Here is a 13,751-nt window from a genome sequence, read left to right on the forward strand (position 1 = left end):
ATGGTTGTAGGCGATTTTGCAATCGATTTGGATACTGTTGTGATTGGCTCCGGCCCCGGCGGCTATGTTGCCGCCATTCGGGCTGCTGAAATGGGCCAAAAAGTCACCGTGATCGAAAGTACTTTCATTGGCGGTGTTTGTTTGAATGTTGGCTGTATTCCATCAAAGGCGTTGATTAATGCTGGGCATCGTTATCAAGATGCTTTGGACGCCAGCACGTTCGGCATTAACGCTAAGGGTGCGGATCTTGACTTCAAAAAGACCCAGGACTGGAAGCAAAATAAGGTTGTTCACACCTTAACCAGCGGTGTTTCAATGTTGTTCAAGAAGCACAAGATTGATTCAATCATGGGTACTGCTTTCTTAAAAGATGACCATAGTTTACGGGTCATGCAAAAGGATTCTGCCCAAACGTACACCTTCAAAAACCTGATTATTGCAACCGGTAGTCGGCCGATTGAAATTAAGGGCTTCAAATTTGGCAAACGAATTCTTGATTCGACAGGCGGCTTGAACCTGCCTGAAGTTCCTAAAGAATTCGTTGTTATTGGCGGTGGCTACATCGGTTCTGAATTGGCAAGCGCTTATGCAAACTTAGGTGCACATGTCACGATCCTTGAAGGGACCAGTTCGATTCTGCCGAACTTTGAAAAGGATATGGTTCAGTTGGTATTGAACTCCTTTAAGAAGCGCGGTGTCACGGTTATCACGAATGCGATGGCCAAAGAAGCTGAAGATACCGGTAACGGTGTCAAGGTCACTTATACCGCTGATGGCAAAGAACAGACGCTGGCCGCTGACTATGTCATGGTCACTGTCGGACGTCGGCCAAATACGGATGATTTAGGACTGGACATTGTCGGCATTGAAACGACTGATCGCGGTTTGATCAAGGTTGATGCGCAAGGCCGCACTAACAAACCAAACATCTACGCCATTGGCGATGTTGTTCCGGGCGCAGCGTTAGCCCATAAGGCCAGCTACGAAGGTAAGGTAGCTGCTGAAGCGATCAGCGGCAAAGCGAGTGCGGTTGACTATAAAGCAATGCCAGCTGTTTGTTTCACAGATCCTGAGCTTGCCACGACTGGCATGACGCCTGCAGAAGCCAAAGCCAAGGGTATCAAAGCCAAGGCAAGCAAGTTTCCATTTGCTGCTAACGGCCGAGCCTTAAGCTTGGCCCAAACAGAAGGCTTTGTCCGTCTTGTCACCAATGAAGACGGCACGGTTATTGGTGGTCAGGTAGCCGGCGCTGGCGCCAGTGATTTGATTTCCGAGCTGACTGTGGCTGTCGAAGGCGGTCTGAACGTCGAGGATTTGGCGCTGACCATTCACCCGCATCCGACCTTAAGCGAAACGATCATGGACGATGCCGAAGTTGCATTAGGCTTACCAATCAATATTTAGCAACTGGATCGGTCATTGTCAGAATTAGTTTTAGTTTCGGGTCACAATTTCTAGGATCACTAAGCAGACACTGGATTTTCACCAGTGTCTTTTTTTGTGCACACTTTTTAAAAGACTAATCTTGCTAACTTTGAAAATTCAGGGCAATTTATGACCACCAGACAGAAGATAACAACGGTATTTTCATATGAGAAGGCGTTAATATTTCAGTTAGTTAACAATTGCACCTAAAGCCCTTTTTAATTTTGTCTTAAGATTGCGCTTCCGCTAGAATATAGGTAACGCAACTGAGGGGAAGGGGTTTCATGCAAAGAGTCGTCGTTCACGGAGTCAGTTGTAGTACACAAGCACTTTTGCAAACGTTAATTGCGTCACCACTTGATCTGGAAATTGGTTGCTACGAGCCGGATGCGGCATTGGTGGATGTTGCCGGTTTGACGGCACTGAGTCAAATTTGCCACAATACGTTTATCAAGGTAACCCCGAAAGTTCTCAAATCGGCGGATGTGTTGATTCTAACTGATACCGGAACGCCGGCTGGTGAAAATTTTGTGGCAACCAACATTGCCTCAATTCGCAAGGTTCTGAATTCAGCGATGGCAGCAGGCTTTACGGGCCGGGTTGTCGTGGCGATGACGCATGATGAACGCTTCACTTATTTTGCCCAGCGATTCTCCGGGCTGAATAAACGGCAGGTTGTTGGATTAGGGACTCTCGGTGCGACGTGGCGCTTTGAACAATTCTTAGCGGATCGACTGGCTGTTCCGGCCAAACAAGTAACGGCTTATGTCGTTGGTACCAGTCAATCACCGGTATTGATCTGGAGCCGAGCCTATGTCGGGGCAACGCCAATATTGCGATTGCTAAATGATGACCAAGCCGTTTTTACCGAAGCGGCTTCGGCTGTCCAGACCTTTTTGGCAAGCGCTTTGACCGTTTTGGTGGGTCGACTCGTCGAACCGATTCTAGCTGCGTTTGCCGGTGAAAAGCTCATTGGTACATTCGCACATCTGCGAGATTCTGACGATGAAACCGGACAAGTCGACAGCTCACCGATTTTGTTGGACGAACGTGGCGTGGTCACACTGGCGACAGTTGCGGGGTCTGACGATGAAGAGGCGGCTTTGAGCACAGCAATTCAAGCTGTTCAAGCCGAAATCGAAGCAATCGAACAAGGAGCAGATAAAAATGAAACCTAATTACAGCTATCCACTAGACCTTGACTGGACAACTGACGAAAAAATTAAAGTGACGACTTTCTTTGCACTCGTTGAAGATGCGTATGAGCATGGCGTCGATCGGGATAACCTGTTGGCAGCCTACCGTGGATTCAAACAGGTGGTACCGGATAAGGGCACTGAACGTCAACTGGATCGGGAGTTTGAAGCACTGTCCGGCTATTCCATGTATACTGTTGTACAGATGGCGCGTCAAGGTGTGAGCCAAAAGATTAAGGTGAAGGTGAGTTAAGTATGACGCAAGATCCAGAAAAACTACGGCAAACCCTGATCAGCTGGTTTGCGGAAAGTCGGAAGCAAATTTTAGCGGAAATGGCGAAACCATTAGATGTCGCGCGTAAAAGTAATCGCAATGATTTGGTCACCAATGTCGATAAAGCTAACCAGCAATTTCTAATTGATCACATCAAAGCCGAGTATCCGACAGCACGGATTATCGGCGAGGAAGGCCATGCCCATGATGATACGGATCTCAACGGATTGGTCTTTTTTGTCGATCCGATTGACGGTACGATGAATTTTGTCAAACAGCAGGCTCATTTCGCGATCATGATTGGTGTTTATCGTGACGGACAACCGGTTGTCGGGGCAATTATGGACGTCATGCGTAATGAGGTGCTGAGTGGCGGACCGGAAATACCTGTTACGTTTGCGGGACGAACATTGACAAAATTACCGGATTTGCAACTGAAAGACGGGTTGTTGGGTGTGACCGGTCCAATGACGATCAAGAATCGGCTACATTTAGGTGATATTGCGTTGGCAAGTTCCGGGCCGAGAATGAGCGGCAGTGCTGGCATGGAGTTTATCGAAATCGCGTTAGGCCGACAACTTGGCTACGTTTCATATTTGCAGCCTTGGGATGTGGCGGCCGGCATGGCGATTACAAAGGGTCTGGGTGTTCAATTCAGTCGCGAAGATGGTTCACCGATTGATCTGCGTCAACCAGGCGTCGTTGTGGCTGCCACACCGCAAGCGCATCGCACGATTCTTACAATGATGGCTGGCGAGTGATTTCAAGGCACAATAAGTAGCGCTCACAAACGAGCAACGATGACCGGCGACTGTTCGAGACGCCGGTTTTTCGTCTATTTATTAGCCTAACAGCGGTTCTTTTACGAAAATTCAGCTAAAATGGCTGCGTGAAGCAATTCACTTTTCAGAAAATCCAGACAGATTGGGTAGAGTGTGTTATAATTCAAAATCGTATAACTGTGTCAGTTGCTGGCACTTTTTTAATGTGGTAAGCGGCCTGTAGTGCCAGCAGAAAGGAAGTAGAAACGTGAAAACACGTGACGATATTCGCAATATTGCGATCATTGCCCACGTTGACCATGGTAAGACAACTTTGGTTAACGAGATGCTTAAACAATCGGATACACTTGATCAACACATTCAATTACAAGATCGGGCGATGGATACCAACGCCATTGAAAAGGAACGTGGTATCACCATCCTGAGTAAAAACACGGCGGTGAAGTATGGCGATACAACGATCAACATTCTTGATACCCCGGGACATGCCGACTTTGGCGGTGAAGTAGAACGGGTTATGAAGATGGTTGACGGGGTTTTGCTGGTTGTCGACGCCTTTGAGGGCCCGATGCCGCAAACGCGCTTTGTTTTGAAGAAGGCGCTTGAACAGCATTTGACGCCAATTGTAGTTATCAACAAGGTTGACCGTCCGGGTGCTCGTCCAGAAGAAGTCGTGGACGAAGTACTTGAATTGTTCATCGAATTAGGTGCCGATGATGCGCAGTTGGAATTTCCTGTGGTCTATGCTTCCGCCGTTAACGGGACTTCCAGCATGGATTCCGACTTATCAACTCAGAAGCACACGATGAATCCACTTTTTGATACTATTATCAAAACGATTCCTGCACCAATCGATAATAGTGACGAACCGTTGCAATTCCAGGTGGCCATGCTGGATTATAACGATTATGTCGGCCGAATCGGTATTGGCCGGATTTTCCGCGGCAAAATTAAAATTGGCGACAATGTTACCGTTATGAAATTGGATGGTTCACAAAAGAACTTCCGCGTGACGAAATTATTTGGTTTCTTCGGGTTAACCCGGACTGAAATCAATTCTGCCAAAGCCGGAGATTTGATTGCCGTTTCTGGGATGGATGACATTTTTGTCGGTGAAACCGTAACGGCTGCCGACACACCGGAAGCGTTACCGATTTTGCGGATTGACGAACCGACGCTGCAAATGATGTTTGTGGCCAATGATAGCCCGTTTGCTGGTCGCGAAGGTAAAAATGTCACCGCGCGTAAATTGGAAGAACGTTTGAAATCCCAGCTGCAGACTGATGTTTCGTTACGTGTTGACGATACCGATCAGGCCGGTGCCTGGATGGTTTCTGGTCGTGGGGAACTGCATCTGTCCATTTTGGTTGAAGAAATGCGGCGTGAAGGTTTCGAGCTGCAACTCGGCCGTCCAGAAGTTATCTATCGTGATATCGATGGCGTGATGATGGAACCGTTTGAAAACGTGCAAATCGATACGCCGGAACAATATACCGGTACGGTTATCGATGCGATGAGCCAACGTAAAGGCGAAATGCAGAACATGGAAAATGAAGGCAACGGGCAAACTCGCCTCACTTTCCTGGCACCTTCTCGTGGCTTAATCGGCTACTCGACTGAATTTCTATCTTCCACTGGCGGTTACGGGATCATGAACCACACCTTCGAAAAGTATGCGCCGGTTATCAAGAACTGGGAACCTGGTCGTACTCAAGGCGCTTTGGTTTCGATCAACGCCGGTACTGCTACCACTTATAGCTTGCAGTCGGTTGAAGATCGTGGGCAATTGTTCATCAATGCCGGAACCGAAGTTTATGAAGGCATGATTGTTGGCCAAAACTCCCGCGAAAATGACATTGCTGTCAATGTCACCAAGGGGAAGAACCTGACCAATACACGTGCTGCCGGGAAAGACCACGCAGCTGCGATTAAGACGCCAAAGAAAATGACGCTTGAAGAATCCATTGAATTCTTGAATGATGATGAATACTGCGAAGTAACGCCAAAGAACATTCGCTTGCGTAAGAAGATCCTGAACACAGGCGAACGTCAAAAGGCAGCCAAGCGTAAGAAGATTGCTGCATCCAAATAGTCTATTTTTCTGAAAACCGCCGATTTTGGCGGTTTTTTCTTTGGCATAAATAGGCGAGTAGTGCAGTGAAAAAATGGTAATTGCCTGCAGCGAAGCCGACAAACTGGCTGTTTTCGAACCGTCCTGTTGCACTAATTCAGAAAAAACAGCTGCCGATTCTCACACTTGGTATGCATAAAATCAAGTTAAAACAAGTTAAACTTAGCGATAACTGTTTTGAAAGCGGCTTGGCGGTTGAAGTCGGTATGCTATAATAAATCCAATCATTGCTTGAAAGGCCGCGTTTTTCTTGAGAAAAAAATTACGCCATGTGGATTACTTCATTTTGGTACCCTATCTGATTCTGTGTGCCATCGGGATCGTGATGGTCTATTCCGCTAGCGCTTATTGGGTGCAGCGGCAATATGGTGCCACAGAAACTAAATACTTATTGCAACAAATTGTTTTTGTGGTGCTCGGGATCGGAACCGTGTTCTTCTTTGACAATATGGCCCTTAAGATCTTGCGTAATCGCTGGGTGCTGTTTGTCTTGATGTCGGGTTTGTTTGTCATGTTGGTGTACCTAATCATACACGGACGGGCGGTTAACGGGGCCGCCGCATGGATCTCCATCGGCAGTTTTCGCCTGCAACCGTCTGAATTTGCCAAAATGATTTTGATTTTTTATCTGGCACATATGTTGACGTCGCGCGAAGATAGCTTTCGGCAGGAAAATTTTCGCTTGCGTCAGATGTGGCAGCCGCTATTTATTGCCGGCATGATGATGTTGCTGGTTTTCGTCGAACCGGATACTGGCGGTTTCGCCATTCTCTTTTTGATCACGCTGGTGGTGGTGATGTCTAGCGGGATTCCAATGCGCTATGGCTTACTTTGGCTGGTTGCGCTGATTGCGACAGGGGTCTTGGGTTATTACATTGTCTCGCATTATCACTTCCCGGGTCTGGAACATAATTATGCTTATCAGCGGTTGGTTGCCGCGATTCATCCTTTTAAAAAGGCAAACGCGGCCGGTAATCAGGTGGTTAATTCGCTTTATGCCATTAATCATGGCGGCTTGTTTGGCGTCGGGTTGGGGATGAGCAGTCAAAAACTGGGGTATCTACCTGAGCCTTATACTGATTTCATTTTGGCTGTCATTGCCGAAGAACTGGGCTTAGTCGGCACAGTGGTCGTACTGGGCTTACTGTTTTTCCTGGTGATGCGGTTTTATCTGATTGGCATTCGTTCCAAAAATACGTATAACACTCTGATTGCTTACGGCATTGCGACGATGATGTTTGTCCAAACGGTTTTCAATGTCGGTGCCGTCGCCGGTGTGTTACCTGTTACCGGGGTCACGCTGCCGTTTATTAGTTATGGCGGGTCAAGTATGATTGTTTTGTCGATGGCAGTCGGGATTATGCTCAATATCAGTTATCATAGCGAACGTACGCAACGAAAGGTAGAGAAAATGCATGCATAAAGTTTTAGTCGCGAATCGTGGCGAAATCGCCATTCGGATTTTCCGTGCCTGTGAGGAGTTGGGCCTCAAGACCGTTGGCATTTTTGCCAAAGAAGATGCCTTGTCGATTCACCGGTTCAAAGCTCAAGAAAGTTACCAAGTAGGCGCAGGTAAGGCACCCATTGCCGCTTATCTGGATATGGATGATATCATTCGCATTGCCAAACAAAGCGGAGCGGATGCGATTCATCCGGGTTACGGGCTGCTTTCTGAAAACGCAACGTTTGCCCGTAAAGTTCGGGCTGCAGGATTGACGTTTGTCGGTCCGCGCTCAGAGTTGCTTGATGTGTTCGGCGATAAAGTGGCAGCGAAAGAAGCAGCACACAAAGCCGGGTTGGCAACGATCCCGGGAACACCGGAGCCAACGCGTGATTTCAGCGAGATTCAGGATTTTACCGCAACACACGGTTTCCCGGTGATGCTTAAAGCAGCCAGCGGTGGTGGCGGTAAGGGGATGCGCATCGTTCACTCCGAGGCTGAGCTGGAAGCAGTGTATCAAAATGCGGTTAATGAAGCCAAGGCTAGTTTGGGCGATGATCGCATGTACGTCGAAAAGTACATCGCTTCGGCTAAGCACGTTGAAGTTCAGGTGTTAGGCGATGAGCACGGACATCTTTTGCATCTTTTTGAACGTGACTGCTCCGTCCAGCGCCGCCAGCAAAAAGTCGTTGAAATTGCACCGGCAGTTGCTTTGCCGGTTGCTTTGCGTGCGAAGATCTGCCAAAGTGCCGTGGACTTGATGGCAAGTCTGCATTATGAAAACGCCGGGACTGTAGAATTTCTGGTTGACGGCGAACAGTATTACTTTATTGAAGTTAATCCCCGCGTTCAGGTGGAACATACAATTACGGAACTCATCACAGGTGTCGATATTGTTCAGTCGCAATTGCGGATTGCTGCCGGAGCGGATTTGTTTGCCGATCTGCACCTGCCGCAGCAAGATGGGCTGCGTGAAAATGGCGCTGCGATTCAGTGCCGGATTACGACCGAAGATCCGGAAAACAACTTCATGCCAGATACCGGAACCATCAATACTTATCGTTCTCCGGGTGGTTTTGGTATTCGGCTGGATGTCGGCAATGCTTATGCGGGCGCCGTCGTCAGCCCTTATTTTGACTCTTTGTTGGTAAAAGCCAGCGTTCATGCACCAAATTTTCCGGCAGCAGTGGCCAAAATGCAGCGTGCCTTACACGAATTTCAAATTACCGGTGTTAAAACCAACGTCGCTTTCTTAGAGCATCTATTGGCTACTAAAACCTTCCGGACAGGTGAGGCAGAGACAGCATTCATTGACGCCCATCCTGAATTGTTGCAGGTGCAAGCCAAACCGGATCTGGCTTCCCGGCTGTTATGGTATATCGGCGATGTGACGATCAACGGGTTTAAAGGCGTTGAGCGCCAAACGCAAAAGTATTATCCTGAGCTACAATACGATAGCCATTTTCCAACAACCAAGCCGCAGACTGATTTAGTGGCACTGCTTAAAGACAAGGGTGCAAATGGCGTTACTGATTGGGTAAAAGACCACAAATCGCTGTTGCTGACGGATACGACTTTTCGTGATGCCCACCAGAGTTTATTTGCTACCCGCATGCGGACTCGCGATATGCTGACGGTTGCCAAGGATATGGGCAACGGCTTGCCTAATCTGTTTTCGACGGAAGTATGGGGTGGTGCGACGTTTGATGTGGCGTACCGGTTCTTGAATGAAGATCCGTGGGTCCGATTGAAAAAACTGCGCGCAGCATTACCGCATACGTTGTTACAGATGCTGTTTCGTGGCAGTAATGCAGTTGGGTATCAGAATTATCCTGACAATGTGATTAAAGCTTTCATTCAACAGGCTGCCGATGACGGTGTCGATGTTTTTCGAATATTTGACAGTCTGAACTGGCTGCCGCAAATGACGCTGAGTATTGATACGGTCAAACAAACCGGTAAGCTTGCGGAAGCAACGATGTGTTACACTGGCGATATTTTAAGCGATGCCCATCCAAAATATCAATTGGCTTATTATGTGGCGCTGGCCAAGCAACTTGTTGATGCTGGTGCGGATATGATTGCCATTAAAGATATGGCGGGACTGCTTAAACCACAAGCGGCCTCAGTCTTGATCGGCGCGTTAAAGGATGCTGTTTCGGTACCGATTCATTTGCATACCCACGATACAACCGGCAACGGCATTGCTACTTACTTGGCAGCCACGCACGCTGGGGTTGACATTGTCGATGTCGCTCAAAGTAGCTTTTCGGGGACAACCAGTCAGCCAAGTCTGGAAAGTCTCTACTACGCTTTGAGTGGCGATCAGCGTCAGCCTGAAGTGGCGATTGAAAAAGCCCAGTCGTTGGATCGTTATTTTCAGGCAATCCGGCCTTACTATGCCGACTTTGGCAACGGCGTGACCGGGCCGCTAACCGATATTTACACTGTTCAGATGCCAGGTGGCCAGTACAGCAATTTGCAACAGCAGGCCCGCAGTATGGGCATTACAGACTTCGAAGCCGTTAAAGCCATGTATGCGCAAGTCAACACTTTGTTCTGCGATATCATTAAGGTAACCCCGTCGTCAAAAGTGGTCGGTGACATGGCGCTGTTTATGCTGCAGAATCACTTGACACCGGAAATGGTCAAGGACCATGGTGAACAATATGATTTTCCGGCATCCGTGGTTGCCTTTTTCAAAGGCGATTTAGGTCAACCGGTTGGCGGTTTTCCTAAAGATTTACAGAAAAAAATCCTCAAAGGGCAAAAACCGCTGACTGTCAGACCGGGCCAACTGGCTAAGCCGGTCGATTTCGCCGCTGTTCGGCAGGACTTGATTGCGGCGGGCGTGGCTGAACCAAGCACTGAAGAAGTTTTAAGCGCCATTTTATATCCGGATGTTTTCAAGGCCTTTGTTCGCAAGCAGAAGCAGATCGGACCGGTCACCAAACTTGACTCGCCTTCTTATTTCCAGGGCATGCGGATTGGCGAAACCGTTTCGGTGCCAATCAAGGCTGGTAAAACGCTGATTATTCAGTTAAATGCGATCGGGACGGCGGATGCCAGTGGCATGAAGACGCTTTATTTCACGGTTGACGGGCAGAAACAGGAGATCCAGATTCGCGATGCCCACCAAAAGAGTGCCGGATTGCAGCATCAGTTGGCAGAACCGACTGACAAGAACCAAATCGGCGCACCAATGGCCGGCAAAATTGTTTCAGTCGCAATCAAACAAGGGCAGCAGGTTGCAAAAGGCGATGCTCTGTTTGTCATCGAAGCCATGAAAATGGAAACAACCGTCCACGCGCCGTTTGCCGGCACCGTCACCCACTTGTATGTTGAGGCAGGCGCGTTAATTAAAAGTCAGGAACTGTTGGCCAAGCTTCAGCCCGGTGCCGCCAAGCAGTGAGTTTAGAAGGTGAAAGCATGTTTTCAATGAAACAGCGGCAGGGCCTAGTTGTTTGGGTGTATTCACTTAAGCAACTTAAGACGCTGCGGCGTTACGGCACCATTATGTATGTTTCGCGGCGCATGAAATATGTTTATTTGTATATGGATCGCGACGAAATTACGGCAGCAAGCAATAAATTAAGTAAGTTGCGGTTTGTCAAACGTGTCGAACCGTCGCATCGTCCGGAATTAAAAACCGAGTTCGGCAGCGATATCGGTAAATTCAAACCGACAGAAGAAGATCTGGAAACCAAAGCAAAACAGCGGCGGCGCGACCGGATGACAATTGACAAGCCAAAAGGGGATCATCATGCGAGTCATTAGCGGGGCCTTTCGCGGCTTGCGGCTGAACGCGGTTCCGGGTAACCAGACGCGACCGACAGCCGATAAAGTTAAAGAATCCATGTTTAATATGCTCGGACCATATTTTGATGGCGGTCATGCCCTTGATTTATATGCAGGCACCGGGGCACTGGGAATCGAAGCGGTGTCACGCGGGATGCACGACGCCGTTTTAGTGGATCGTCAATACGCGGCGATCAAAACGATCAAGGCCAATGTTGCACTGACCAAACATTCAGAAAGTTTTACGATCTTGAAGATGCCCGTGGCCAAAGCAATCGACCATTTTGCTGCTGAGCAATCGTTTGATCTCATTTTGATGGATCCGCCTTATGCGCAACAACATGTGATCGCCCAGTTAGCTGCGTTTGTCAGTGGTGATCTCTTGGTACCCAGAGGCCGGGTCTTGGTTGAAACCGGACTGGATGTCGTTTATCCTGAGGTCATTCCCGGATATACCAAACTGCGGCACCAGACTTATGGCGTGGCGCAGGTTTTGATTTTAGAGCGAAACGAGGAAGATCATGACTAAAAAAATCGCAGTATTTCCTGGCAGCTTTGATCCGTTTACGAATGGTCATTTGGATACCGTTTTGCGGGCTAGTCGCTTGTTTGATGAAGTGGTCGTAGCGGCGATGACGAATACCAGCAAGAAGGCACTTTTCTCAAGTGATGAAAAATTGGCATTGATCGCGGCCAGTACTGCCGACTTGCCAAATGTCAAAGCAGTAGCGGCACCTAGGCGTTTGACGGTTGAATTTGCCAAATCAATTGGTGCCCAGTTTATTATTCGGGGCATTCGCAACGTTGCGGACTTCGGCTATGAGGCTGATATTGCCACGGTTAATCATGACTTGGACAGTCAGATTGAAACGGTCTTTTTGCTCGCGGATAAGCAGTACGATGCATTGTCCAGTACGATTATCAAGGAAGTCGCGGCGTTTGGTGGCGACATTCATCGGTTTGTGCCGGCGCCAGTTGAAAAAGCCTTATACAAGAAACTAGGTGAGCCTCATCAAGCCAACTAATCGGTTAAAACAGAAAAAACGCTGGCGGTGGCTCATTGGTATTTTGGTTGGCGTTATCGTGCTAGCGGCGCTTCTTTTCTTCCCGACCAACTATTATCTGGAAGTACCGGGCTCGGCGGAGTCGTTGAAGCCTTATGTTAAGGTCACCGGCAGTAAAGACAATGCCAAGGGAAGTTACATGTTAACGACGGTGGGCGTGGTCGGTCCCGCCTCACCCGCGTTATTACTGTTTAGCAAAACGCAGGCCCACACCGATATTGTCTCCAAGCAAGATTTAATGGGCAATGACAGTAGCGCCGAATACGATCAATTGCAGGCCTATTATATGAAAAGTGCTGCCAATAATGCGGTTGCAGCAGCGTTCAAAGCTGCCAAGAAACCGTATCAGATCCACCATCGCGGCATTTATGTGATGTCGATTTTGCCGCAGTCGCCTTTCAAGGGAAAATTGGCTCTCGGTGACACCATTACTAAATTAAACGTAAATTGCAAGAACAAGTTAGCCAGTCGTTGAGGACAATCCCAGAACAGGCCGTTATCAAATAGAAGTTGTGGCGCTAGAGAGACTACTGGGCCATGCGGCGAACGCGCCGAGCTTCGGCCTCAAAGTTTTGCTGGGGTGTGCAGTAGCCCTGTTGTTTGCGAGGCAACTGATTCAAGCGGTCTTGCGTGGCCTGCACTTGACTAGGGCTAATGTCATCTAGGGACATGCCCTTAGGGAAGTCCTGGCGGATCATCCGGTTATGTGCCTCGTTGGTGCCACGGTCGCAGGACGTGTAAGGATGGGCGTAGAAGATCTCAGTTTCCGTCCCAGCAAAAGCAGTATTTAAGGCGGTGAACTCGGGTCCGTTGTCGGCTGTGATGGTCTTGATGCAAGCTCCCCATTCGCGCTTGATTCCACGCAATGCATAGCTCACAGAGTCTGCATCTCGTCCTTCGATCAAGCGGAGAAGTTGGCAACGGGTCTTGCGCTCAATCAGAGTCAAGATGACGCTCTCCTTGCCATTGCGTTTACCGACAATGGTATCCATCTCCCAGTGACCGAACTGCCTGCGTCGTTCAACGACCTTAGGCCGTTCCTCGATACTGCGGCCAGCCAGGCGCTTAGCCTTGGTGTGGTGCTGGTGAGAGGTCTTCCGCTTAGTCTTCTCCAACAGGTCGATATTTCGAATCTCTAGGCGTTGGTCGTCAATGTACTGGTACAAAGTCGAGGCACAAACAAGCTCTTCAGGAGTAAACAGCTTGTGTCGCTTGGCATAGCCGATTGAAGCATCCGGCGACCATTTGTCCTGCTTAGCTCGCTGTACGTACCAGGCTAAGAAGACCTGTACGCTGGCGAACTTGTCAGGACGATGGCAGCTCAAGCGTGCAGTCTCGTAACGTGCCTGAGCAGCCTCTGGCAGGTATTGTCGATGGTAGACGCGCTTGCCATTACTCTTCTTGACCTGATCTACTGTACCTCGCTTGATTTCATTATTAATGGTCTGCGGGCAGACGCCAATTTCAGCAGCAATCCAACGATTGGACTTCCCAGCTTGGCGGAATCCGGCCACTTTTCCGCGCTCGAGTGATGTTAAGTGCTGACCTTTTTGGCGGTGTGTGCTATCCTGTTTCTGCATCAAGACAATATCCTCTTCCATTGTTTGGGTAGGAACTTCAATGATACAGGATATCTGTTC

At 48.7% G+C, this 13,751-nt stretch carries 11 protein-coding genes and 1 pseudogene; 11 read left to right on the forward strand and 1 reads right to left on the reverse strand.

The annotated features are described in order from the left end of the window. The 11 genes and pseudogenes from lpdA to LBCZ_RS06145 form a co-directional block, all read left to right on the forward strand. The gene (lpdA, locus tag LBCZ_RS06095) at nucleotides 1–1,404 is read left to right on the forward strand and encodes a dihydrolipoyl dehydrogenase (protein ID WP_025012971.1); all 1,404 of its coding nucleotides are present in this window, start codon (nucleotides 1–3) and stop codon (nucleotides 1,402–1,404) included. 305 nt (nucleotides 1,405–1,709) lie between these two features. Further along, nucleotides 1,710–2,603 (forward strand): lactate dehydrogenase, encoded by an 894-nt coding sequence (locus tag LBCZ_RS06100; RefSeq protein WP_025012970.1) that lies wholly within the window; start codon nucleotides 1,710–1,712, stop codon nucleotides 2,601–2,603. Further along, nucleotides 2,593–2,874 carry a UPF0223 family protein gene (locus LBCZ_RS06105; RefSeq protein ID WP_010488593.1) on the forward strand — a complete coding sequence of 94 codons (282 nt, stop codon included), beginning with the start codon at nucleotides 2,593–2,595 and terminating at the stop codon, nucleotides 2,872–2,874. The genes LBCZ_RS06100 and LBCZ_RS06105 overlap by 11 nt, the downstream gene beginning before the upstream one ends. A 2-nt stretch (nucleotides 2,875–2,876) precedes the next feature. Next, nucleotides 2,877–3,656, forward strand: coding sequence for an inositol monophosphatase family protein (locus LBCZ_RS06110; protein ID WP_025012969.1), 780 nt, complete (start codon nucleotides 2,877–2,879; stop codon nucleotides 3,654–3,656). Nucleotides 3,657–3,924: 268 nt separating this feature from the next. Next, the gene (gene typA / locus LBCZ_RS06115) at nucleotides 3,925–5,769 is read left to right on the forward strand and encodes a translational GTPase TypA (RefSeq protein WP_010488589.1); all 1,845 of its coding nucleotides are present in this window, start codon (nucleotides 3,925–3,927) and stop codon (nucleotides 5,767–5,769) included. 289 nt (nucleotides 5,770–6,058) lie between these two features. Beyond that, nucleotides 6,059–7,231, forward strand: a complete 1,173-nt coding sequence (locus LBCZ_RS06120; protein ID WP_025012968.1) for an FtsW/RodA/SpoVE family cell cycle protein — start codon at nucleotides 6,059–6,061, stop codon at nucleotides 7,229–7,231. Further along, complete coding sequence (locus LBCZ_RS06125) at nucleotides 7,224–10,661, forward strand: pyruvate carboxylase (RefSeq protein ID WP_039638968.1); 3,438 nt, start codon at nucleotides 7,224–7,226, stop codon at nucleotides 10,659–10,661. The genes LBCZ_RS06120 and LBCZ_RS06125 overlap by 8 nt, the downstream gene beginning before the upstream one ends. Nucleotides 10,662–10,678: 17 nt before the next feature. Beyond that, nucleotides 10,679–11,026, forward strand: a complete 348-nt coding sequence (locus LBCZ_RS06130) for a YlbG family protein (RefSeq protein WP_025012967.1) — start codon at nucleotides 10,679–10,681, stop codon at nucleotides 11,024–11,026. Beyond that, complete coding sequence (gene rsmD / locus LBCZ_RS06135) at nucleotides 11,013–11,576, forward strand: 16S rRNA (guanine(966)-N(2))-methyltransferase RsmD (protein ID WP_025012966.1); 564 nt, start codon at nucleotides 11,013–11,015, stop codon at nucleotides 11,574–11,576. The genes LBCZ_RS06130 and rsmD overlap by 14 nt, the downstream gene beginning before the upstream one ends. After that, nucleotides 11,569–12,072: a pantetheine-phosphate adenylyltransferase gene (coaD, locus tag LBCZ_RS06140; RefSeq protein WP_039638970.1), complete on the forward strand. Its 504-nt coding sequence runs from the start codon at nucleotides 11,569–11,571 to the stop codon at nucleotides 12,070–12,072. The genes rsmD and coaD overlap by 8 nt, the downstream gene beginning before the upstream one ends. After that, nucleotides 12,050–12,553, forward strand: a pseudogene (locus LBCZ_RS06145) (SepM family pheromone-processing serine protease); the annotation flags it as partial. The gene coaD and the pseudogene LBCZ_RS06145, both read left to right, overlap by 23 nt. 85 nt (nucleotides 12,554–12,638) lie before the next feature. Here the strand turns inward: LBCZ_RS06145 and LBCZ_RS06150 are convergent. Continuing rightward, the gene (locus LBCZ_RS06150; protein ID WP_010620018.1) at nucleotides 12,639–13,691 is read right to left on the reverse strand and encodes an IS30 family transposase; all 1,053 of its coding nucleotides are present in this window, start codon (nucleotides 13,689–13,691) and stop codon (nucleotides 12,639–12,641) included. Between the last annotated feature and the right edge of the window lie 60 nt (nucleotides 13,692–13,751).

Source organism: Lacticaseibacillus casei DSM 20011 = JCM 1134 = ATCC 393, assembly GCF_000829055.1.
Taxonomy (GTDB): Bacteria; Bacillota; Bacilli; order Lactobacillales; family Lactobacillaceae; genus Lacticaseibacillus; species Lacticaseibacillus casei.